Genomic DNA, 21,507 nt, shown 5'->3' with positions numbered 1-21,507 from the left:
GTGTTCGTGTGGCCGTGGGTGGGGCTGTGGCGGTACGTGCTGGTGCCGGTCGGCAAGGGTCTCGCGTGGCTGGGCCGGGTGCTGTTCGTGATCCCGGCCGGGTTGCTGTACGCCGCCGTCCTCACCCCGATCGGGCACGCCATCGCCTGGCTCGCGCGGGGCGTCGCCGCGGGGGCGGCGGTGGCCGGACGTGGCATCGGCGCCGCTGTGATGTGGCTGCTCAAGGCCGTGTTCGTGTGGCCGTGGGTGGGGCTGTGGCGGTACGTGCTGGTGCCGGTCGGCAAGGGTCTCGCGTGGCTGGGCCGGGTGCTGTTCGTGATCCCCGCCGTGTGGCTGTACGCCGCCGTCCTCACCCCCATCGGGCATGCGATCGCCTGGCTGGCCAAGGGAGTCGGGGCGGGCATCGCCTGGACCGTCCGGGGGATCGGGACGGTGCTCGGAGCCCTGGGGCGCTGGATCTTCGTCGTGCCCGCCGTCGCCCTTTGGCGCTGGGTGCTCGCACCCATCGGACGGGGCATCGCCGTCGTCGCGCGCGAGGTCGGCGCCGCGTTCGGACACGCCTGGCGTATCGCCGGGTATGTCTCGCTCGCCGTGGGCCGCTTCCTCGGCAGGCTCCTGCGGTGGCTCTTCGTCGACCCGGTGCGCTGGGCGTACCGGGTGATCCTCACTCCGGTGGGACACGCGGTACGCGACGGCATCTGGCGGCCCGCGGCCAAGGCGGTGAAGGACGCGGGGCGTGCCACCCGGCAGGCCCTGACAGCCGCCCGCCAGAGCGTGCGGGACGCCCGTGCCGACGTGCGCCGCATGCTGTTCGGGGCGCCGAAGGCACGGGTGCCGGTGGGGGCGGCCCCGGGGGAACCCATGCCGGTGCCGGTGGCCCGGCGGGAACCGGACACGGCCACGGCACGTACTCTAGGTAGCAGTACGACCGCACTCACGAAGGACTAGAACACTGGGCAAGCGACAGCCCGAAGGCCCGCCGCCCGCTCCCGCGGTGCAGCGCATCCGACTGCGTTACACCAAGCGCGGCCGCCTCCGGTTCACCAGCCACCGTGACTTCCAGCGCGCCTTCGAGCGGGCGCTGCGCCGCGCCGAGGTGCCCATGGCGTACTCGGCGGGGTTCACACCGCACCCGAAGGTGTCGTACGCCAATGCCGCACCCACCGGCACGGGCAGTGAGGCCGAGTACCTGGAGATCGCGCTCACCGAGCCGCGTGACCCCGACAAGCTGCGCGAGCTGCTCGACGAGTCGATGCCGACCGGCCTCGACATCGTCGACGCCGTCGTGTCCCGCACCTCGGGACTCGCCGACCGGCTCACCGCGTCCGTCTGGGAGCTGCGCCTGAACGGCGTCGAGCCCGTGGACGCGCAGCGTGCCGCCGAGGCCTTCCGGGCCGCGGAGACCGTCGAGGTCCAGCGCCGCACGAAGAACGGCATGCGGACGTTCGACGCCCGCGAGGCTGTGGTGAGCCTTGAGGCCCTGGCCTCTGACGAGGCACTCAGCCACGATGCTGATAGGCCGACCGACCAGCCCTGTGCGATACTGCGGCTGGTTGTTCGGCACGTGACACCTGCCGTACGACCCGACGACGTCCTGTCCGGTCTCCGAGCTGTGGCCGACCTGGCGCCGCCGGTCCCCGCAGCGGTGACCAGGCTGGCGCAGGGGCTTCTTGACGACGAGACCGGCACGGTGACCGACCCGCTCGCGCCCGACCGCGAGGCAGCCACGACCCCACAGAACCAAGGGGCCGCCGCAGCCACCGCGAAGGCGCCGGCGCAGGAAGGCCCCGTGTAGGGAGGGCCGTCGGCAGAAACAGAAGCGCCGCCCATGTACTCGGGAGCCACCTGGGTCGGGCAGCGCACTGACCGAGACTTTCGCCAGGCCGTCCGCATTTGGGCGTACGGAACCGGCGAGACAGACACAAAGAGCTCCCGTGCGGCGCCCACGCCCCCGGATGGCGGCCCCGCGTAGGTGAGCGAGGGCCGCGGACATCACCGGACCAGGCGCGGCGCCCGGGAGCGTGACGGGAGAACCGCCCGCATGCATGAGCCGAACGAACCCACTGAGGGCTCGGACAACAACACGCCCAGCGACACCCTGCCGCCGCGCCGCAGGCGCCGTGCGGCGTCGCGGCCCGCGGGTCCGCCCGCGGGGACCACCGAAGCCGCGGCTCCGGCCATACCGGCCACCCCCGCCGCCGAAGAGCCCGCCAAGGCCGTGACTCCGGAGCCCGCGGCGGCCGAGGAGGCCGCTCCCGCCCCGCGCCGCCGCCGCGCCACCCGCCGTGCCTCGGCTCCGGCCGGTGCGCCGCAGGGTGCCGAGACGCCCGCCGAGACCCCGGCCGCCGAGCCCGCCGCTGCTGCCGCCGTGGCCGAGGCCGAGCCCGAGGAAGCCGCTCCCGCCCCGCGCCGCCGCCGCGCCACTCGCCGTGCCTCGGCTCCGGCCGGTGCGCCGCAGGGTGCCGAAACGCCCGCCGAGACGCCGGTGGCCGCCGAGGAGCCCGCCGCCGAGGCCGCGCCCGAGGCGCAGCCGGAGTCCGGTGACGCCGCCCCGCGCCGTGCCCGCCGCCGCGCGACCCGCGGTTCGTCCTCGCCCGCGGCGGAGACGCAGGCCGCCGAGCAGGCGCCCGCCGCCGAGCCGGCGGCCGAAGCCGCACCCGCCGAGGTCAAGCAGGCCCCCGAGCCCGAGACCGCCGAAGAGGACGCGCCCAGTGGCCGCCGTCCCCGCCGTGCCACCCGCAAGGCCGCCGCCGGATTCTCGGCGCCCGCCCCGGCGCGGGCCCGCAAGGCGCGTGCCGGTGACGGCGAGGAGGGTTCCGGGAGGAAGCCGCGCCCCGCCGTCGCCGTCTTCCAGGCGCCGGTGTTCGCCGCGCCGATGTTCCAGACCCCCGAGAGCGCGGCCGCCGCTGCCGCCGCCGAAGCGGCCGACGAGCCCGCCGAAGAGGTCGAGGCCGAGCCCGTGGCCGCCGCCCCCGTGGCGGAGGAGGAGACGGGTCCGCGCCGTCGCCGCCGCCGTGGCCGGGCCGCCGAGGAGCAGCCCGCCGCCGAGCGCGAGCCCGCCAAGGCCGCTCCGCAGCCCGCCGAGGCGGAGGTCCCCGAGGCCGAAGAGGCCGAGGACACCGTCGAGGACACCGACCACGACAACGACGAGTCCGACGACTCCGGTGAGCGGCACGGCCGCCGTCGCCGTCGTGGTGGCCGTCGCCGCCGCCGCGGTGAGTCCGCCGACGACTCCGGCGACCAGCAGGACGCGGACGCCGAAGCGGACACCGACACGGACGCCGCCGAGCAGGACGCCGAGCCGGCCGCCGAAGAGTCCGACGAGGACACCGACGACAACGACAACGGCTCGGGCTCCGGCTCCAGCAGCAGCCGTCGCCGTCGCCGCCGCCGTCGCCGCGCCGGTGACTCCGGTGAGGCCGAGAGCACGTCGGACGGCGACCCGGAGCGTACGGTCGTCAAGGTCCGCGAGCCGCGCAAGAAGGAAGAGCGCGAGCTCGGCACCGGCGTCGACGAGGTCACGTCCATCAAGGGCTCGACCCGCCTCGAGGCCAAGAAGCAGCGCCGCCGCGAAGGCCGCGAGCAGGGCCGCCGCCGCGTCCCGATCATCACCGAGGCGGAGTTCCTGGCGCGCCGCGAGGCCGTCGAGCGTGTGATGGTCGTCCGCCAGAACGGCGAGCGCACCCAGATCGGCGTCCTCGAGGACAACGTGCTCGTCGAGCACTACGTCAACAAGGAGCAGGCCACCTCGTACGTCGGCAACGTCTACCTGGGCAAGGTCCAGAACGTGCTGCCGTCCATGGAGGCCGCCTTCATCGACATCGGCAAGGGCCGCAACGCCGTCCTGTACGCCGGTGAGGTCAACTTCGAGGCGCTCGGGATGGCCAACGGCCCCCGTCGCATCGAGTCCGCCCTGAAGTCGGGACAGTCGGTCCTCGTGCAGGTCACGAAGGACCCGATCGGCCACAAGGGCGCCCGCCTGACCTCGCAGGTCTCGCTGCCCGGCCGCTACCTGGTCTACGTGCCCGAGGGCTCGATGACCGGCATCAGCCGCAAGCTGCCCGACACCGAGCGCGCGCGTCTGAAGACCATCCTCAAGAAGATCGTCCCCGAGGACGCGGGCGTCATCGTGCGCACCGCCGCCGAGGGCGCGAGCGAGGACGAGCTGCGCCGTGACGTCGAGCGTCTTCAGCAGCAGTGGGAGGACATCCAGAAGAAGTCGAAGGCGGCCTCGACGAGCGCGCCGGGCCTGCTCTACGGCGAGCCGGACATGACCGTCCGTGTCGTCCGCGACATCTTCAACGAGGACTTCTCGAAGGTCATCGTCAGCGGTGACGACGCCTGGGAGACCATCCACGGATACGTCTCCCATGTCGCCCCCGACCTGGCGGACCGCCTGCAGCGCTGGACCTCCGAGGTCGACGTCTTCGCGACGTACCGCATCGACGAGCAGCTGATGAAGGCGCTCGACCGCAAGGTCTGGCTGCCCAGCGGCGGCTCGCTGGTGATCGACAAGACCGAGGCGATGATCGTCGTCGACGTCAACACCGGGAAGTTCACCGGTCAGGGCGGCAACCTCGAAGAGACCGTGACGAGGAACAACCTCGAAGCGGCCGAGGAGATCGTGCGCCAGCTCCGGCTGCGCGACCTCGGTGGCATCGTGGTCATCGACTTCATCGACATGGTCCTTGAGTCCAACCGCGACCTGGTCCTGCGCCGGCTGCTCGAATGCCTGGGCCGTGACCGCACGAAGCACCAGGTGGCCGAGGTCACCTCGCTGGGCCTCGTGCAGATGACCCGCAAGCGGGTCGGCCAGGGCCTCCTGGAGTCCTTCTCCGAGACCTGCGTCCACTGCAACGGCCGCGGCGTGATCGTGCACATGGAGCAGCCGACCTCCGCCGGTGGCGGCGGCAAGCGCAAGAAGCGCGGCCGCGGCGGCTCCGAGCAGGGTCAGGAGCACACGCACGACCACGAGGTCCACGAGGCCACGGACGAGCCCGAGACCGAGACCGAGGCAGAGGTCGCCGCGGAGGCCGCCGCTCCCGTGGCGCTTCCCGAGCCGGAGTTCGTGCCGGACGAGGAGCTCTACAGCAGCGCGTCCGAGGCGGAGGCCGCGGCGTCCCGCGGTGGCCGTTCGCGCCGCAGGGCGACCCGTCGGGCCTCGGCTCCGGCAGGCGCCCCGAAGACGGAGACCGCCCCCAAGGCGGAGAAGCGGTCCAGGTCCCGCAAGGCCGCCACGGCCGAGGACGAGGCTCCGGTGGTCGAGGCCCCCGTGGTCGAGACTCCGGCCGCCGCGGAGGACCCGGTCGTCGAGGTGGCCCCCGAGGCGCCCGTGGACGACGCGGCGCCCAAGGGGCGTACGCGCCGTCGTGCGACCCGTAAGGCGACGTCGCCCGCCGGTTCGCCGAAGAGCACCGAGAGCGAGCCCCAGGCCGCCGAGGTGATCGTCGCCGAGGCGCCCAAGGCGGAGCCCGTGGCCGAGCCCGTGGCCGAGCCCGTCGCGGCCGAGCCCGTCGCGGCCGAGCCGGTGGCCTCCTCCGAGGCGGCCCCCGCCGACGCCGCGCCGGCCCGTCCGCGCCGCCGTGCGGTCCGCAAGGCCACCGCGCCGACCGCGTCCGAGGATGCGGCCGTCCTGGTCGTCCCGTCGGCTGAGAAGGCCGCACAGGCCCCGGAGAAGGCCGCCGAGCAGGCAGCGGAGCAGCCCGAGGCCGAGGCCGAGGAAGCCGCTCCGGCCAAGAAGACGGCGCGTAAGACCGCCGCCAAGAAGGCGCCCGCGAAGAAGGCCGCCGCCAAGAAGACCGCGGCCAAGAAGACGGCCGCAAAGAAGACGACGGCCAAGAAGGCGTCGAAGACGACGAAGAAGACCGCCGCGGCGGAGCAGACGCTGTCCGGCGTCAAGGCCTCCGCGGCCGACGAGGGCTGACCCCCTCCTTCGTAGTCCGTACATATGACCGGGTGCCCCCGGCATGGTGATTTGGCCATGCCGGGGGCACTTCTCTTTTGGAACACGCAGAGCCGTTTGTAAAACTCATGCGGTTGGTGAAAGAGCACACGCGCGTGGCGTTCGGGAGACGCTCCGCGCGTGGAGGGAGGGGTCGCACGATGGCGCACGGTCGCCTGAGGGGCACGGGACGTCACCGTGCCGTGAAGCAGATCAAAGGCGGACGCCGGGCGGTCGCCCTGGCCACGGTCCTGTCGGCGGCGGGGATTCAGACCGTCAGTGCCATGGGGACGGCAGCGGCCGACGGGGAGCCGCCGCTGGTCGAGGCGCCCCTCTTCAATGACCCGCTGGGCACCCCCGAGCAGCAGCACGCGATCAGGACCCGTCTGATCGAGCTGACGAACGCCGCGGTCCCGGGCTCGACCATCAAGGTCGCGGTCTACCACGTGTGGGAGGCCTCGGTCGTCGACGCGCTCCTGGCGGCCAAGAACCGCGGTGTGCACGTGCAGATGGTCCTCGACGAGACCAGCAGGAGCGACCGCCCCGCGAACACCTCGTACGGCAGGCTCGCGGCGGCGCTCGGAACCGACAAGAACAAGCCGTCCTTCGTGACGCTCTGCCCGACCGGCAAGTCCTGCCTCGGCGATCCCAGGTACGGCAAGTCGATCATGCACAACAAGTTCTGGCTGTTCTCGCAGGTCGAGGGGGCCAGGGACGTCGTCGTGCAGACCACGTCGAACTCGACGCCCTCTGCCCACACGAAGTTCTTCAACGACGCGCTGCAGCTCCCGAACAACCCGACGATGTACGAGGCGTACGCCGACTACTTCGCCGACATGATCCGCAAGGACTGGCGGAACTGGGACTACCGCACGGTGAGCGACGGCCTTTACAAGGCGTACTTCTTCCCGCGCGCCGGCACGGTCAACGAGACCGACACCATGTACTCGGTCCTGAACAACGTGCAGTGCAACTACAGGGACGCGGCGGGGGTGGCCCGGCACACCAACATCCGCGCCTCGATCTTCAAGATCACCCGCAAGCAGATCGCCGACAAGCTCGTCTCGCTCAAGAAGGCGGGCTGCACCGTCAGCATCGTCTACGCCGAGACCGACAGCGCCAAGAGCCAGGGCGGCACGCCGGGCACCTGGGAGGCCCTGCACAAGTCGGGCGGGCCCACCATGCGCTGCTTCAACGACGACCGCGACCCGCTGCGCCCCGGGACCAAGCTGGTGACGCCCTACATCATCCACTCGAAGTACCTGCTCATCGACGGCAAGTACGACGGCAAGCAGAACAAGCTCTCCTTCACCGGCTCGCAGAACTACACGGCGCCCGCGCTGCGCGAGAACGACGAGGCGATCGTGAAGGTCGACGACGACTCCGTGCACGACGCGTACCGCGGCCATTTCGACCGGGTGCGGACGATCGCCTGGCCGGGCAAGGCCGACGCCACCGACCTGTGCAAGGGCGTCAAGCCGCTGCCGCCGGACGGCGAGAAGCCGGTTTGACCCTTGTGGCCCAGCCCCGTAATCTTGAGCGTCGGCGTGTCACTGGACATGCCCTACCCCTGTAAACCTGATTTCCTTCCGGCGCCCCCGGCGCTCGGAAGAGGCCGACCGTGCATCTGGACGGGCGGCTGGACTGCGGGGGTCCCGTTCCGAGCGAGAGAGAGATCCGCGTGTACGCCATCGTGCGCAGCGGTGGTCGCCAGCACAAGGTTGCTGTCGACGACATCGTTGAGGTTGACAAGATTTCCACTGCCAAGGTTGGCGACACGGTCGAGCTCTCGACCCTGCTCGTTGTCGACGGCGACGCCGTGACCAGCGACCCGTGGGTCCTTGCCGGCATCAAGGTCCAGGCCGAGGTCGTGGACCACCACAAGGGCGCGAAGATCGACATCCTTCGCTACAAGAACAAGACCGGCTACCGCCGTCGTCAGGGTCACCGTCAGCAGTACACGGCGATCAAGATCACCGGTATCCCCACGGCTGCGAAGTAAGGGACTGAGACAAGATGGCACACAAGAAGGGCGCATCGTCCACTCGGAACGGGCGCGATTCCAATGCTCAGCGGCTCGGCGTGAAGCGCTTCGGCGGTCAGACCGTCAACGCCGGTGAGATCCTGGTCCGCCAGCGTGGCACCCACTTCCACCCCGGCGCGAGCGTCGGCCGTGGCAAGGACGACACGCTGTTCGCGCTGGCCGCCGGTGCGGTCGAGTTCGGCACGCACCGTGGCCGCAAGGTCGTGAACATCGTTCCGGTCGCCTGAATCAGGCTTCCGTAGAACAGGTTCTTCGCGAGGGCGGACCTCACTTCCCTGTCGGGAAGCGGGTCCGCCCTTCGCGTGTTACACCTAGGGGCATTTCGCCCCTGACATTTCGTATCCTTTCTGGAGGCACATCCCATGACCACCTTCGTGGACCGCGTCGAGCTGCATGTCGCCGCGGGTAGCGGGGGCCACGGCTGTGCCTCCGTCCACCGTGAGAAGTTCAAGCCGCTCGGCGGCCCGGACGGCGGTAACGGCGGCCGTGGCGGAGACGTGATCCTGGTCGTCGACCAGTCGGTCACCACGCTCCTCGACTACCACCACTCCCCGCACCGCAAGGCCACCAACGGCGCTCCCGGTGCCGGTGACAACCGCTCCGGCAAGGACGGCCAGGACCTGGTCCTGCCGGTCCCGGACGGCACGGTCATCCTCGACAAGCAGGGCAACGTCCTGGCCGACCTGGTCGGCGAGGGCACCACGTACGTCGCGGCGCAGGGCGGCCGCGGAGGCCTCGGCAACGCGGCGCTGGCCTCGGCTCGCCGCAAGGCCCCCGGCTTCGCGCTGCTCGGTGAGCCGGGCGACGCGGGCGATGTCGTCCTGGAGCTGAAGACCGTCGCCGACGTCGCCCTCGTGGGCTACCCGAGCGCCGGCAAGTCCTCGCTGATCTCGGTCCTGAGCGCCGCCAAGCCGAAGATCGCGGACTACCCCTTCACGACGCTGGTCCCCAACCTCGGCGTGGTGACGGCCGGTTCGACCGTCTACACCATCGCCGACGTACCGGGCCTGATCCCGGGCGCCAGCCAGGGCAAGGGCCTCGGCCTGGAGTTCCTGCGGCACGTCGAGCGGTGCAGCGTCCTGGTGCACGTCCTGGACACGGCGACCCTCGAGTCCGACCGCGACCCCGTCTCCGACCTCGACATCATCGAGGCCGAGCTGCGTGAGTACGGCGCAGGCCTGGAGAACCGCCCGCGCGTCGTCGTCCTCAACAAGATCGACGTACCGGACGGCCAGGACCTGGCCGACCTGGTCCGCCCCGACCTGGAGGCCCGCGGTTACCGCGTCTTCGAGGTGTCGGCCGTGGCGCACAAGGGGCTCAAGGAGCTCTCCTTCGCGCTCGCCGAGGTCGTGGCCGCGGCGCGTGCCGCGAAGCCGAAGGAGGAGGCGACCCGCATCGTCATCCGGCCCAAGGCCGTGGACGACGCGGGCTTCACCGTCAAGCTCGGCGACGACGGCATCTACCGCGTGCGCGGCGAGAAGCCGGAGCGCTGGGTGCGCCAGACCGACTTCAACAACGACGAGGCCGTCGGCTACCTCGCGGACCGGCTCAACCGCCTCGGCGTCGAGGAAGAGCTGATGAAGGCGGGCGCCCGCACGGGCGACGGCGTCGCCATCGGCCCCGAGGACAACGCGGTCGTCTTCGACTGGGAGCCCACGGTCATGGCCGGCGCGGAGATGCTCGGCCGCCGTGGCGAGGACCACCGCCTCGACGCGCCCCGCCCCGCGGCCCAGCGCCGCAGGGACCGGGACGCGGAGCGGGACGAGGCGGAGAAGGCGTACGACGACTTCGAACCGTTCTAGCTTTTGCCTGGCGGGGCGCCCTGGACTGCGCGAAGGCCCCCCGGAGCTTCTGCTCCGGGGGGCCTTCGCTTTTTCGTACACCGTGCGGGTGCTTTGTGGCTGGGCGCGCAGTTCCCCGCGCCCCTTCAGGGCTTACGCGGTGACCGTGTCCTCCGCGCCGTTCGACTCCGTCGGGTCGGACTCGACTTCCTCCGCCGCGTCCTGTGCCGCACGCTGGCCGGGGATCTCCGCGTCGATGCGGGTGGCCATGCGGACGCGGCGCTCGTCGGCCTTGGCCGAGAGTGCGAGGACCGCCTCGTTGAAGCGGACCAGGGAGGGCGGGTCCGAGGGGCCCAGGAGGTGCTCCTTGAGGGCCGCGCGGGCCTCGGCGTGGGTGTCGAGCTCCGGGGAGCGGACGGACTCCAGGAGCGCCGGGACGCCCTCGGCGGACGGGGTGAGGATCGCCGCCGCGCTCACCGTCGGGAAGCCCGAGCGGAAGTCCGCCTCGGACATGCCGGACGTGTTGGCGACCGCGTACGGCTTCTCGCTCGACAGCCAGTCGGAGACGACCGAGGAGACATCGCTGATCAGCAGGTCCGCCTGGTTGAAGCAGGAGAAGATCGCCGGGCGGGCGGTGGTGATGATCTGGTGCTCCCACTCGGGGAACGAGGCCCAGTACGCCGCCTCCCACGCGGCCGTCGCCTCGGCGACCGCCGCCTGCTGGTCGCCGTCGGGCGTGCCCTGGAGCATCATCCGCTCCATCTCGTCCACGCTCTTGCGGAACGCGGTCGAGGTCAGCTGGTCCAACTCGGCGGTGCGGCGCGCCAGTTCGGCGGCGGCCTCCGGGCCGGGACGCTCGCCCGAACGCTTGGCCGCGGCCTCCCGGATCATCGCCTTGATGCGCAGGTCGGCGGCGCCGGCGCGGGGGTCCTGCGAGCCGGTCATCGGGTGCGGCTTGTAGATGAGCCGGACGCCGGGGTCGGCGAGCAGGTGCCGGACGATGTTCTCGCCCGCGAGCGTCACCGACGTGTTGCCCGGGTTGCCGTCCCAGCCCTCCCAGGTGGGGGCGTACAGCACGGTCGTGAACGGACCCGTGGGGGCGCCCGTGGACGGCAGGATCGGCGAGAGTTGGGGGCGGCCGACCTCGACCACGTCCTTGTCGTCGACGCCGACGTCGGCGGCCTGGTAGCGGTCGCGCGCGGCGGGGCCCGCCACCCACACCTCGTCGTACGCCTTCGCGTACGGGTTGCAGGAGGAGAGCTTGTCGCTCTCGCCGTGGTTGATGAAGGCGTGCTTGATCGTGGGGATGCGCAGCACCTGCGAGGTCTTCGCGGCGTTCGCCGGGTGCAGCATCATCTTCAGCGTCGAGGTCTCCAGGGAGAACATCGTCGCGACCTTCGGGAAGCAGATGATCGGGACGTCCGTCGCGTCGATCTTCTGCACCATGAAGCGCTCACGCAGCACGATCAGCGGATTGCCGTCGAGCTTGGAGAGCGTGGAGAGCCACATGTTCGCCTGGTACGCGGACGTGGCGCCGCCCGAGAAGTACATGGCGACGGACGGCTGGTAGTCGGCCAGCCAGTTGTCCAGCCACTCCATGACCTGCTCGTCGTTCTTCGCGCGCTTCTTGGGGAGCAGCCACGTGGCGAGGTAGACCGCGCCGATGCCCATCAGGGCGATGGAGATCCCGAGGCCGATGCCGCCCCAGTACGCCTCGGTGGTGGCGGCGGTGAGCACGAGGCCCGCCGTGCCGGGGATCGAGAACGTCAGCAGGCGGTGGGCCTGGCGGCGCGAGAGGATGCGCGGCGGGGCGGCGGTCAGGTGCAGCGCGGACGTGTCGATGTTGCGCGTGACGATCGGCAGCTGGCGGCGGCGGCGCACCAGTATGGCGGTGGCCTGGCAGCCGAAGTGCAGGAAGTAGAAGGCGAGCAGCGAGATCGTCAGCGGCGACTGCTCGGCCAGCGGCTCGATGCCGTCGATGCGCAGCAGGCCGACCAGGATCAGCATGTCGCGCAGGAGCTGCCTGACGGTGACATCGAACCGGATCTTGCCAAGGAGGGAGAGGAGCCCCGGCTGCTTGTACTGCAGATACACGTCGAGCGCGAGGTTCGCCGCGGACGCGGCGACGAACACCGGTACATACGGGACCAGCGCGCTGACGAGCTGGGCCGTGAAGAGCGCGAACATCGCGAACAGCGCGGTGAGCTGCACGATGCGGCGGGGGGCGAGTCCGGCAGAGGGCACGGGCTTGGGCTCCTGGCGGGGGATCGGGGGGATCGGACGGGGGGAAGTCAAGGAAAGCGACCACTGACCGTATGACGTGCGGTGGCCCTGTAGCAATCTTCCGTGACGACAATCACCGGATAAAGGGGCAAAGGTACTGAACCCAGAGGCCCGGTTTCACCTCCGGGGAGTATTCGGTCCGTCCCTCGAAATGGATGGGCACTCCACACGCTCACTCGCGTAGATTGCTGGTCCGGCAGGGAACGGGACCTTCGGGATCATTGGGGAAGTACGTTGGCTGGGGCAAGGCAGGGCATCGCAGAGGCCCACAGGGTGGTCGTCAAGGTCGGGTCCTCGTCCCTGACCACCGCGGCGGGGGGCCTGGACGCCGATCGCGTCGACGCCCTCGTCGACGTACTCGCCAAGAGCCGCAGCGGCGGCGAGCGCGAGATCGTCCTCGTCTCGTCCGGCTCCATCGCCGCCGGGCTCTCGCCGCTGGGGCTGCGCAGGCGCCCCAAGGACCTGGCGAGGCAGCAGGCGGCCGCCAGCGTCGGCCAGGGCCTTCTCATGGCCCGCTACACCGCTTCCTTCGCGCGTTACGGCGTACGCGTCGGGCAGGTGCTCCTCACCTCCGACGACATGGCCCGCCGCGCGCACCACCGCAACGCGTCCCGCACCTTCGACCAGCTCCTGGCGATGGGCGCGCTGCCGGTCGTGAACGAGAACGACACCGTGGCGACGGACGAGATCCGCTTCGGCGACAACGACCGGCTCGCCGCCCTCGTCGCGCACCTCGTCCACGCCGACCTCCTCGTGCTCCTCTCCGACGTGGACGGTCTGTACGACGGCGATCCGGCGAAGCCGGGCACCTCCCGGATCTCCGAGGTGACGGGCCCCGCCGACATAGCGCACGTCCAGATCGGCAGCGCGGGCAAGGCGGGCGTCGGCACCGGCGGCATGGTCACCAAGGTCGAGGCCGCGCGGATCGCCGCGGGCGCCGGGATTCCGGTGGTGCTGACCTCCGCGAGCCAAGCCGCCGACGCCCTCGCGGGCCGCGACACCGGCACGTGCTTCCACCGCACGGGCCGCCGCTCCGGTGACCGGCTCCTGTGGCTCCAGCACGCCTCGGAGCCGCAGGGCGCACTGACGCTCGACGACGGGGCGGTGCGTGCGGTCGTCGAGGGGCGCAAATCGCTGCTGCCCGCCGGGATCGCCGGGGTCGAGGGCGACTTCGCCGCGGGCGACCCCGTCGAGCTGCGGGACACCGCGGGGCGGGCTGTGGCGCGCGGTCTGGTGAACTTCGACGCCAAGGAGCTTCCGCAGCTCCTCGGCCGTTCCACCAGGGATCTCGCGCGCGAGCTCGGACCGGCGTACGAGCGAGAGGTCGTGCACCGCGACGACCTCGCCCTGCTGCACGACTGAGCCCTTCGCGGGCTCCTCTCGCGGCCCGGCCCCGGCCGAAAACAGGCGCGAACGCCGTGCGCCGCCCGGCCCGTGCGAGGTGAAACTCCCCAAAACCGCCCCGCGGGGGCGCTTGGCCTGCTCAACTTTGTCCAGACACTTCCGCACGACCATTGCGTATCCGCACCACCATTGCGTAGAGGAGGCCGTCGTGAGACGAGTGCGCCCGGGAGCGTCGTCCCGCGCGCCGGCTGAGCGGTCCCTGACCAGCGTTGCCGCGGGGGCGACGTACACCGGTGACACGCAAGCGGCGGCGGAGACGGACGAGAGCCAGGAGGGCGAGACGGTGGACGCGCCCCGTCTGTGGCACGTCACCCTGAGCGTCTCGGGGAGCGAAGCCCCGCTGAAGGAGGTCAGGCGCGGCCTCGAACAGCTCGCCCACGACCACCCCTTCCTGCTGACCAGCAGGTACGCGCCCGACCACGCGGAGATCCGGTACTGGGAAGAGGCCCGCGACCTGCACGACGCCGCCGCGGTCGCGCTCCGGCTCTGGGGAGAGCACCGGCAGAGCGCGCAGCTCCCGCCGTGGGAGATCGTCGGTCTTGAGGTCATCGACCGCGACACGTACCACCAGCGCATCGCGGAGGGGTACGGCCCGCTGCCGGCGACCCCGGTGGGCGTGCACCCTTTTTGAGCCGACGTGAGCACCGTGGTCTCGGCTGCTGAAACAGCGGGTGGACCGTGGCCGCTCCCTATTACGCTGCGTTCATGACGTCCCTCACGCCGGTCTCTCCGTACGACAACCTCTCGCCGGTCGCCCAGGCCGCCTACCGCGCCCGTGGCGCCGCCGCGACCCTCGCGCCGCTGCCGCGTGCCGCCAAGGACGACGCGCTCCTGGCGATCGCCGACGCCCTCGAGGTCCGTACGGCAGAGATCATCGAGGCCAACGACAAGGACACCGTCCGCGCCCGCGAGGCCGGGACCAGCGAGTCCGTCGTCGACCGGCTGACGCTCACCCCGGAGCGGGTCCGCGCCATCGCCGCCGACGTGCGTGACGTGGCCGCCCTGCCCGACCCCGTCGGCGAGGTCGTCCGCGGCTCGACCCTGCCCAACGGCATCGACCTGCGCCAGGTCCGCGTCCCGCTCGGCGTCGTCGGCATCATCTACGAGGCCCGCCCGAACGTCACCGTGGACGCCGCCGCCCTCTGCCTGAAGTCCGGCAACGCGGTGCTCCTGCGGGGCTCGTCATCGGCGTACGAATCGAACACCGCGCTCGTCCGGGTCCTTCGCGACGCCGTCCACGGAGCGGGTCTGCCCGCCGACGCCGTCCAGCTCGTGCCGGGCGAGAACCGTGACCCCGTGCGCGAGCTGATGCGCGCCCGCGGCCTCGTCGACGTCCTCATCCCGCGCGGCGGCGCCTCGCTGATCAAGACCGTCGTCGAGGAGTCCACCGTCCCGGTCATCGAGACCGGCACCGGAAACTGCCACGTCTACGTGGACGCCGACGCCGACCTGGACATGGCCGTCGACATCCTCGTCAACTCCAAGGCCCAGCGCCCCAGCGTCTGCAACGCCGCCGAGACGCTCCTGGTGCACGCGGACATCGCCGACGCCTTCCTGCCGCGCGCCCTGGACGCCCTCGCCGAGGCCGGGGTCACGGTCCACGCCGACGAGCGGGTCATCGCGTACGCCGACGGCTCGAAGGCCACCGTCGTGCCCGCGACCACGGAGGACTGGGAGACCGAGTACCTCAGTTACGACATCGCGGCGGGCATCGTCGACTCCCTGGAGCAGGCCGTCGAGCACATCCGCCTGTGGACCTCCGGGCACACCGAGGCGATCGTCACCACGTCGCAGCAGGCCGCGCGCCGCTTCACCCAGCTCGTGGACTCCACGACGGTCGCCGTGAACGCCTCCACGCGCTTCACGGACGGCGGCCAGTTCGGCTTCGGCGCCGAGATCGGCATCTCCACGCAGAAGCTGCACGCCCGCGGCCCGATGGGGCTTCCCGAGCTGACCTCGACGAAGTACATCGTCACCGGCGACGGCCACACCCGCTGAATTCCCGCACGGGCTGAATTCCCGTACCGTCTGCCCAGATTGCCCCTTCCGGTCTAGGCTGGAAGGGTGCCGGAGGACGTGGGGGGCACGCCGTCGTTTCCTGACGGCGGGGAGCCCGACGACGACCGCGACCGCGGGGGTGCGGACGAAGAGTTCGCCTCCGTGGTCTTCGACGAGGCCTTCGTCAAGGCCGCCGAGATACATGAACCCACCGCGGTGGAGCGGCTGTTGGCCGCCGCCCAGGCGCGCGCGGAGGCCTCCGAGGCCGAGAGCCGCCGGGCCCGCACCCGGGGCTCGGGCCGCGACTCACCCGAGGACGATCTCTACGACGAGGGCTTCGGCCCCGACGACGGCGGAGAGTTCGGCCACGACGCCGATCTCGACGACGTGTACGACCGTGAGTTCACCGAGCACGGGTACGGCAGGCAGGGCTACACCGGGCGCAACCGCTGGCACCGCCCGGTCGCCTGGATGCTCGCCCTCCTGATGGGCATCGGCATGGTCGCGCTCGCCTTCACCGCGGTCTACCGCGGCGCGTCGACGGGCCGCCAGGACCCGGCTCCGTCCCAGGTGTCCACGGAGCCCTCGGCCTCCGCGGAGTACGGCAGGCCACCGGTCTCCGCAACTCCCCGCTCCCCGTGAGAAGTTGTCAGAACTTGTCGCGCACCAGGGCGTTTACGTGACCGTGCTGAGACCTACCCTGAAGGTATGGGCGGGCCAGGAGAACCACCCGAGGGGACATCCGAGGGCGCTCCCGCCGGTGGTGAGGACGAATACCGATCCGTCGTCTTCGACGAGTCGTTCGTCCGTGCCGCACGGCTCCAGGAGTACTCCGCGCAGGAGCGCATGAGTGACCACACGCACGCGGTGCGCCGCACTCCCGCGCACCACAAGCACCTCTCCAAGCAGGCCGTGATCCTCGTCCTGCTGATCGCCGTCGCGTTCGGCACCGCGATCTACATGGGCGTGCGCCATCCGTACCAGAACCCCGTCGCCCAGCGCCCCGAGCCGCTGCGGATGACGGTCATCCCGCTCGCCCCGCCGGGGCCCGTGCCCGGCGCCGAGAAACCCGCCGACCTGTTCGCGCACAGCCCGGCCGCGCAGTTCCGGGTGGGCGCGTCAGGCATCAACCTCCCCGCGGCACAGCGGACATCGCACTTCTCGGACGGTCAGGTGATGACCGCGCTGACCACCGCCAAGGACTACCTCGTCGAGTCCTCGCTCGACCCGGACGTCCTCACCGGCGGCGCCGTGCGCTCGGCGCGCATCCTGCTCGACCCGCGCCAGCTCGACCAGTTCGACCGGAGCTTCGCCCACCCGGCGGCGGACGGCCGGCACGCGCCCACCGGCTGGCTCGTGCGCTTCGACCCGACGAAGACGTCCCTCGCCTCACCCGGCATCCGCGTCCACGGCACGCTGCACGCCACCGAGACGGACAAGAACACCCTCGAGGTGACCTCGGACCACACCTTCGTCTACGCGCTGCGGCCGGCCGGCAAGGGCGAGGACGTCAAGGCCTCGCTCTTCACCGTCCGGCGTGAGCTGCAGTTCCGCTTCGACCGCGACGACCTGCGGATGCGCCAGGCCGAGCTCCTTGTGTCGTACATGCAGGCGGGCCCGCTCGCCTGCTCCGCCGGCTCCGCCGACCAGCTGCGGCCGCTGCTCGCCGGGCAGAAGGCGAAGGCGGGCGGCCCCGCGGGCACCGACCCCTACGCGACGGGTGATGCCCCGGCGCTGTGCGGCTCGCTCTCGGCGGCCGCCCAGCCCTCGCTCTGAGGGTTACGGCGCTCCGTCGGCCGGCGGAGTGTCGGTCGGCGGAGTGTCGTTGCGGCCCTGGCCGGTGAACCTGCCGCGCAGCTTGCCGCCCAGGTCGCCCGCGCCGCCCGCGAGGTCGTTGACCAGTTTCATCAGCGGGTCCTTGCTGTTGCGTACGTCATCGGCGTAGCTGGAGGCCGACTGGCGGAAGGAGTCGGACACCGAGGTGTCCCCGTCCTCGTCGCGGCGGGGGTAGTGGCCGTCCATGATCCGCTGGTAGTCGCGGGTCTCGGCCCACTTCTTCAGTTCGGCCGCGCGCACGGTGGTGAAGGGATGCGTGCGCGGCATGACGTTCAGGATCTTCAGGACCGAGTCCCGCAGGTCGCCCCCGGCCTCGTACTCCTCGGCCTGCTCCAGGAACGCGTCCACGTTCATCTCGTGCAGGTGGTTGCCGCCCGCGATCTTCATCAGGCCGCGCATCGACGCCTTGAGGTCCTGGCCCACCAGGAGCCCCGCGCGGTCCGCCGACAGCTCCGACTTGCGGAACCACTCGCGCAGGGCGGTCACGATGGCCATGATCGCCATGTTGCCGAGCGGGATCCAGGCGACCTTGAGCGCGAGGTTGGTCAGGAACAGCAGGATCGTGCGGTACACCGAGTGGCCGGAGAGCGCGTGGCCCACCTCGTGACCGACGACCGCGCGCATCTCCTCCTCGTCGAGGAGCTCGACGAGACCCGTGGTCACCACGATGATCGGCTCGTCGAGGCCGATGCACATGGCGTTCGGGTTCGGGTCCATGTTCACGTACATCGGCGGGACCTTCTCCAGGTCCAGGATGTAACAGGCGTCCCGCAGCATCGTGTTGAGGTGCGCGAACTGCGCGTCGGAGACCCGTACGGAGTCCGAGAGGAACAGCAGCCGCAGGCTCCGCTCGGGGAGCAGCCCGCTGAGTGCCTTGAAGACGGTGTCGAACCCGCTGAGCTTGCGCAGGGCCACCAGGGCCGAGCGGTCCGCCGGGTGTTCGTACGCCCGTGACGAGATACCGGGAAAGCGCCTGCGCTGCCTGCTCGGCACGTGCTCGTGGCCACCGCCTCGCCGGCCGTGGTCGTTGTCGTCGGTCATGCCCCATCCCCCATGCTCGTCCAGTCATGCCCCCGAGGTGGGACCCAGCCTAGGCGGAGATACCGTGACAGGGCAGCACAGCGAATGGAGTCGCCCTCATGGCCGTCACGGAGCACAGCGCCGCAGCCCACCACTGGGTCACGGAGGCGGCCGCCCTGGCCGCGAAGGAGCAGGGGGCGGGCAATCTGCTCCGCGTCGTGCTGATCGTCATGGTCGTCGGCTGTGTGCTCGTGGCGTGGTTCCTGCTGCGCGGCTACCGCCAGGGGGCCGACGCGGAGCGGCGTGACGCGGACGCGGGCGCGGATGCCGGGCGCCCGGGCGGCGGCGACGAGGACGACCGCGCGGGCCACAACGGCTGAGTCGGCGTGAGCTCTGCCGGTGCGCCCGCATACGATGGCCCGGAAGTCCTTGTTCCCGCCCACCTCCGGATAGGTCCTGCCGACGATGAGCCTCCACAGCACCGCCTCCCAGCTGGTCACTCTCGCCTCCGAGGGCAAGCACGTCGACGAGCACGCAAGCCTCAGCCCCTACATCACCGGCGGTGGCGCGTTCGTCGTGCTGATGCTGCTCCTGTGGATCACCACGCGTTTCAACCGGGACCGCTGAGCCGTCCACCGGCCGGACGCCGAAACAGAGCCCGTCCACCGGGCCGGTAGGGTCTGCACGCATGGGAGAGCAGGACATGCCTACCGGTCCCGGTACCGGCCCGGCCAGCAAGGGCAAGCGCCGCCTGGGTGTCATGGGCGGAACGTTTGACCCGATCCACCACGGACACCTGGTGGCGGCCCAGGAGGTCGCCGCGCAGTTCCACCTCGACGAGGTGGTGTTCGTGCCGACCGGGCAGCCGTGGCAGAAGAGCGACAAGGCGGTGTCCCCGGCCGAGGACCGTTATCTGATGACGGTCATCGCGACGGCCGAGAACCCGCAGTTCTCGGTGAGCCGCATCGACATCGACCGCGGCGGACCGACCTACACGACGGACACGCTGCGCGATCTGCGCACGCTCAACCCCGACACGGACCTCTTCTTCATCACGGGCGCCGACGCCCTCGGCCAGATCCTCACCTGGCGCTACACCGAAGAGCTCTTCTCCCTGGCGCACTTCATCGGGGTCACCCGGCCGGGCCATACGCTGGCCGACCCCGGACTTCCCGAAGGCGGAGTCTCGCTCGTGGAGGTCCCGGCCCTCGCCATCTCGTCCACGGACTGCCGTGCGCGGGTCGCCAAGGGTGACCCCGTCTGGTATCTGGTGCCGGACGGCGTGGTGCGTTATATCGACAAGCGCGAGCTGTACCGCGGCGATTGAGCCGAGAGGGGCACCGGTGAACGACCGACAGTACGACCCGTATGCGGGCGGCGACCCGTACGCGGGCGAGTACGCGGCTGATCAGTACCAGATCGTCGGGTACGACGAGTACGGGCAGCCGGTGTATCAGCAGGTCCAGCAGCAGGCCCAGCAGGCCCAGCCGTCGGCCTCGTACGACCAGTACGGGTCCCAGGCCCAGGCCCAGCAGCAGTACCAGCAGCCGCCGCAGGGCTACGGCTACGACCCGTACGCGACGGGGCAGCAGGCGCCGGCCCCGCCGTACGACTCCGGTGCGTACGACGCCGGTTCGTACGGCGCCTACGATCAGCCTCAGCAGGCGGCGCAGCCGCAGCCCCAGCCCCAGCCGCAGACCGCCCAGCAGACGCAGACCGGCTGGATCCCGCAGCAGTCGCGGCAGCCGGAACCCGAGCCGGAGCCGGACCTGGAGGCCGAGCCGCGGCGTGAGCCCCAGCGCCGCGATCCCGCGTACGAGACCCAGCAGTTCTCCTTCATCGAGGAGCCGGACGAAGAGTCCGAGGACGTCATCGACTGGCTGAAGTTCACCGAGAGCCGCACCGAGCGGCGCGAGGAGGCCAAGCGGCGCGGGCGTTCCCGGGTCGTCGCCCTCGTCGTGGTGCTCGCGCTCGTCATCGCGGGCGGCGTCGGCTACCTCTGGTACGCGGGCAAGCTGCCCGGCCTGTCGGACGACGCGGCCGACGGCGGCGCAGCGGCGACCGGACCGCAGAACCGCGACGTGATCGTCGTCCACCTGCACAACACCAAGGGGGGCGGCACCTCCACGGCGCTCCTGGTGAACAACACCACCACCAAGCGCGGCACCACCGTCCTGCTGCCCAACGCCCTGTCCGTGACGGACGACGAGGGCGCGGGGACGACGCTCGGCAAGTCGGTCGACGACGACGGTTCCACCGGCACCCGCGAGTCGATCGACAGCCTGCTCGGCACCCAGGTCGAGGGCACCTGGCGCCTGGACACCCCCTACCTGAACAACCTCGTCGAGCTGGTCGGCAACATCGACATCGACACGGACGCCGAGGTGCCCGACCCCAAGGCCAAGAAGGGCCAGGCGCCCCTCGTGAAGAAGGGCGAGCAGCAGACCCTGAGCGGCCCGATGGCCGTCGCGTACGCCACCTACCGCGCGTCCGGCGAGCCGGAGACCGCGCAGCTCGACCGGTTCGGGCAGGTCATGCAGGGTGTCCTGCGCAAGCTGTCGTCCGACCCGCAGGCCGCGACGACCACCGTCCAGTCGCTGGCCCAGATCCTCGACCCTTCCCTCAAGGAGAAGGACCTCGGCGCCTTCCTCGCCAAGCTCGCCGACCGCGCCAAGGGCGGCGACTACTCCACGCAGCTGCTCCCGGTGCGGCAGGACGGGACGCTCTCGGAGAAGGCCGGCGCGAGCGTGGTCAAGAACGTCCTGGGCGGCGCGGTCAAGAACCCGGACAAGGACGCGGCCGTACGGGTCGGCGTCAAGAACGCGTCCGGCAGCAAGGGCGCCGGGCAGGACGCGCGGATCTCGCTGGTCAACGGCGGCTACACCTTCGTGGACGGCGGCGCGGGCTCGACGGCCCAGGCGACATCGCAGGTCACCTATGCCGACGCGGACAAGAAGACGCAGGCCACCGAGGTCGCCAAGACCCTCGGCCTGCCGGACGGCGCGGTCCGCAAGGGCAAGACCGCACCCAACGCGGATGTGTCGGTCGTCCTCGGTCAGGACTACGACGCGGGATGACGGCGGCGGCCCCGGCCGGGGGTTCCTCCGGCCGGGGTGACGCAGCAGACAGGGCCGTCGCGTAATCGACGGGAGGTCCTCCGGCGGTCCGTGAGACCCTTGGGGTGTCTTGACCACCTGAAG

18 protein-coding genes are annotated in these 21,507 nt (G+C 71.2%); 16 read left to right on the top strand and 2 right to left on the bottom strand.

What is annotated here, in order from left to right; translation table 11 throughout:
• From ACWFRU_RS03515 to obgE, 7 genes are all read left to right on the top strand, one after another.
• The coding region (locus tag ACWFRU_RS03515) for a hypothetical protein (protein ID WP_453684193.1) at positions 1-948 on the top strand (948 nt) is incomplete at its 5' end.
• A gap of 46 nt (positions 949-994) precedes the next feature.
• The gene (locus ACWFRU_RS03510) at positions 995-1,795 is read left to right on the top strand and encodes a TIGR03936 family radical SAM-associated protein (protein ID WP_453684191.1); all 801 of its coding nucleotides are present in this window, start codon (positions 995-997) and stop codon (positions 1,793-1,795) included.
• Positions 1,796-2,041: 246 nt separating this feature from the next.
• The gene (locus ACWFRU_RS03505) at positions 2,042-5,923 is read left to right on the top strand and encodes an Rne/Rng family ribonuclease (protein WP_453684189.1); all 3,882 of its coding nucleotides are present in this window, start codon (positions 2,042-2,044) and stop codon (positions 5,921-5,923) included.
• Between the two features lie 179 nt (positions 5,924-6,102).
• Complete coding sequence (locus ACWFRU_RS03500; RefSeq protein WP_453684188.1) at positions 6,103-7,452, top strand: phospholipase D-like domain-containing protein; 1,350 nt, start codon at positions 6,103-6,105, stop codon at positions 7,450-7,452.
• A 170-nt stretch (positions 7,453-7,622) separates the two neighbouring features.
• A complete protein-coding gene (rplU, locus tag ACWFRU_RS03495; RefSeq protein WP_055566950.1) occupies positions 7,623-7,943 on the top strand; it encodes a 50S ribosomal protein L21 in 321 nt (106 codons plus the stop codon).
• A 14-nt stretch (positions 7,944-7,957) separates the two neighbouring features.
• On the top strand, positions 7,958-8,212 hold the full coding sequence (gene rpmA, locus ACWFRU_RS03490; RefSeq protein ID WP_148013939.1) for a 50S ribosomal protein L27: 255 nt from the start codon (positions 7,958-7,960) through the stop codon (positions 8,210-8,212).
• A 135-nt stretch (positions 8,213-8,347) separates the two neighbouring features.
• Positions 8,348-9,787 carry a GTPase ObgE gene (obgE, locus tag ACWFRU_RS03485; RefSeq protein ID WP_453684186.1) on the top strand — a complete coding sequence of 480 codons (1,440 nt, stop codon included), beginning with the start codon at positions 8,348-8,350 and terminating at the stop codon, positions 9,785-9,787.
• A gap of 132 nt (positions 9,788-9,919) precedes the next feature.
• On the opposite strand, the gene ACWFRU_RS03480 is transcribed toward obgE, so the two are convergent.
• Entirely contained in the window at positions 9,920-12,010 is a 2,091-nt protein-coding gene (locus tag ACWFRU_RS03480; RefSeq protein WP_453684184.1) for a hypothetical protein, read from the bottom strand.
• 273 nt (positions 12,011-12,283) lie between these two features.
• On the opposite strand from ACWFRU_RS03480, the gene proB reads away from it, so the two are divergent.
• The 5 genes from proB to ACWFRU_RS03455 all read left to right on the top strand — a co-directional run bounded on the left by proB (position 12,284) and on the right by ACWFRU_RS03455 (position 17,227).
• Positions 12,284-13,411, top strand: a complete 1,128-nt coding sequence (proB, locus tag ACWFRU_RS03475; protein WP_453684182.1) for a glutamate 5-kinase — start codon at positions 12,284-12,286, stop codon at positions 13,409-13,411.
• 190 nt (positions 13,412-13,601) lie between these two features.
• Complete coding sequence (locus ACWFRU_RS03470; RefSeq protein ID WP_363211173.1) at positions 13,602-14,084, top strand: hypothetical protein; 483 nt, start codon at positions 13,602-13,604, stop codon at positions 14,082-14,084.
• A 74-nt stretch (positions 14,085-14,158) separates the two neighbouring features.
• The gene (locus tag ACWFRU_RS03465; RefSeq protein WP_453684180.1) at positions 14,159-15,451 is read left to right on the top strand and encodes a glutamate-5-semialdehyde dehydrogenase; all 1,293 of its coding nucleotides are present in this window, start codon (positions 14,159-14,161) and stop codon (positions 15,449-15,451) included.
• A 66-nt stretch (positions 15,452-15,517) separates the two neighbouring features.
• Entirely contained in the window at positions 15,518-16,093 is a 576-nt protein-coding gene (locus tag ACWFRU_RS03460) for an SCO2584 family spore wall biosynthesis protein (protein WP_453684178.1), read from the top strand.
• 66 nt (positions 16,094-16,159) lie between these two features.
• Positions 16,160-17,227 (top strand): SCO2583 family membrane protein, encoded by a 1,068-nt coding sequence (locus ACWFRU_RS03455; RefSeq protein WP_453684176.1) that lies wholly within the window; start codon positions 16,160-16,162, stop codon positions 17,225-17,227.
• A 3-nt stretch (positions 17,228-17,230) separates the two neighbouring features.
• Here the strand turns inward: ACWFRU_RS03455 and ACWFRU_RS03450 are convergent, their stop codons facing one another.
• Positions 17,231-18,328, bottom strand: a complete 1,098-nt coding sequence (locus ACWFRU_RS03450; protein ID WP_453684174.1) for a M48 family metallopeptidase — start codon at positions 18,326-18,328, stop codon at positions 17,231-17,233.
• A 98-nt stretch (positions 18,329-18,426) separates the two neighbouring features.
• On the opposite strand from ACWFRU_RS03450, the gene ACWFRU_RS03445 reads away from it, so the two are divergent.
• The 4 genes from ACWFRU_RS03445 to ACWFRU_RS03430 all read left to right on the top strand — a co-directional run bounded on the left by ACWFRU_RS03445 (position 18,427) and on the right by ACWFRU_RS03430 (position 21,384).
• A complete protein-coding gene (locus tag ACWFRU_RS03445) occupies positions 18,427-18,687 on the top strand; it encodes a hypothetical protein (RefSeq protein ID WP_453684543.1) in 261 nt (86 codons plus the stop codon).
• 85 nt (positions 18,688-18,772) lie between these two features.
• A complete protein-coding gene (locus tag ACWFRU_RS03440; RefSeq protein ID WP_363211168.1) occupies positions 18,773-18,934 on the top strand; it encodes a hypothetical protein in 162 nt (53 codons plus the stop codon).
• Between the two features lie 61 nt (positions 18,935-18,995).
• Entirely contained in the window at positions 18,996-19,634 is a 639-nt protein-coding gene (gene nadD, locus ACWFRU_RS03435) for a nicotinate-nucleotide adenylyltransferase (RefSeq protein ID WP_365817033.1), read from the top strand.
• Positions 19,635-19,650: 16 nt separating this feature from the next.
• The gene (locus tag ACWFRU_RS03430; RefSeq protein ID WP_453684172.1) at positions 19,651-21,384 is read left to right on the top strand and encodes an LCP family protein; all 1,734 of its coding nucleotides are present in this window, start codon (positions 19,651-19,653) and stop codon (positions 21,382-21,384) included.
• Positions 21,385-21,507 lie beyond the last annotated feature (123 nt).

Source organism: Streptomyces sp. NPDC055099 (assembly GCF_053607685.1).
This window is presented reverse-complemented; position numbering and strand designations above follow the sequence as displayed.

Bases quoted from the DNA above. Each gene is read 5' to 3' on its own strand.
- rpmA (WP_148013939.1), top strand. From the start codon at position 7,958: ATGGCACACAAGAAGGGCGCATCGTCCACTCGGAACGGGCGCGATTCC.
- ACWFRU_RS03500 (WP_453684188.1), top strand. From the start codon at position 6,103: ATGGCGCACGGTCGCCTGAGGGGCACGGGACGTCACCGTGCCGTGAAG.
- ACWFRU_RS03445 (WP_453684543.1), top strand. From the start codon at position 18,427: ATGGCCGTCACGGAGCACAGCGCCGCAGCCCACCACTGGGTCACGGAG.
- nadD (WP_365817033.1), top strand. From the start codon at position 18,996: ATGGGAGAGCAGGACATGCCTACCGGTCCCGGTACCGGCCCGGCCAGC.
- obgE (WP_453684186.1), top strand. From the start codon at position 8,348: ATGACCACCTTCGTGGACCGCGTCGAGCTGCATGTCGCCGCGGGTAGC.
- ACWFRU_RS03505 (WP_453684189.1), top strand. From the start codon at position 2,042: ATGCATGAGCCGAACGAACCCACTGAGGGCTCGGACAACAACACGCCC.
- ACWFRU_RS03440 (WP_363211168.1), top strand. From the start codon at position 18,773: ATGAGCCTCCACAGCACCGCCTCCCAGCTGGTCACTCTCGCCTCCGAG.
- ACWFRU_RS03465 (WP_453684180.1), top strand. From the start codon at position 14,159: ATGACGTCCCTCACGCCGGTCTCTCCGTACGACAACCTCTCGCCGGTC.
- ACWFRU_RS03450 (WP_453684174.1), bottom strand. From the start codon at position 18,328: ATGACCGACGACAACGACCACGGCCGGCGAGGCGGTGGCCACGAGCAC.
- ACWFRU_RS03455 (WP_453684176.1), top strand. From the start codon at position 16,160: ATGGGCGGGCCAGGAGAACCACCCGAGGGGACATCCGAGGGCGCTCCC.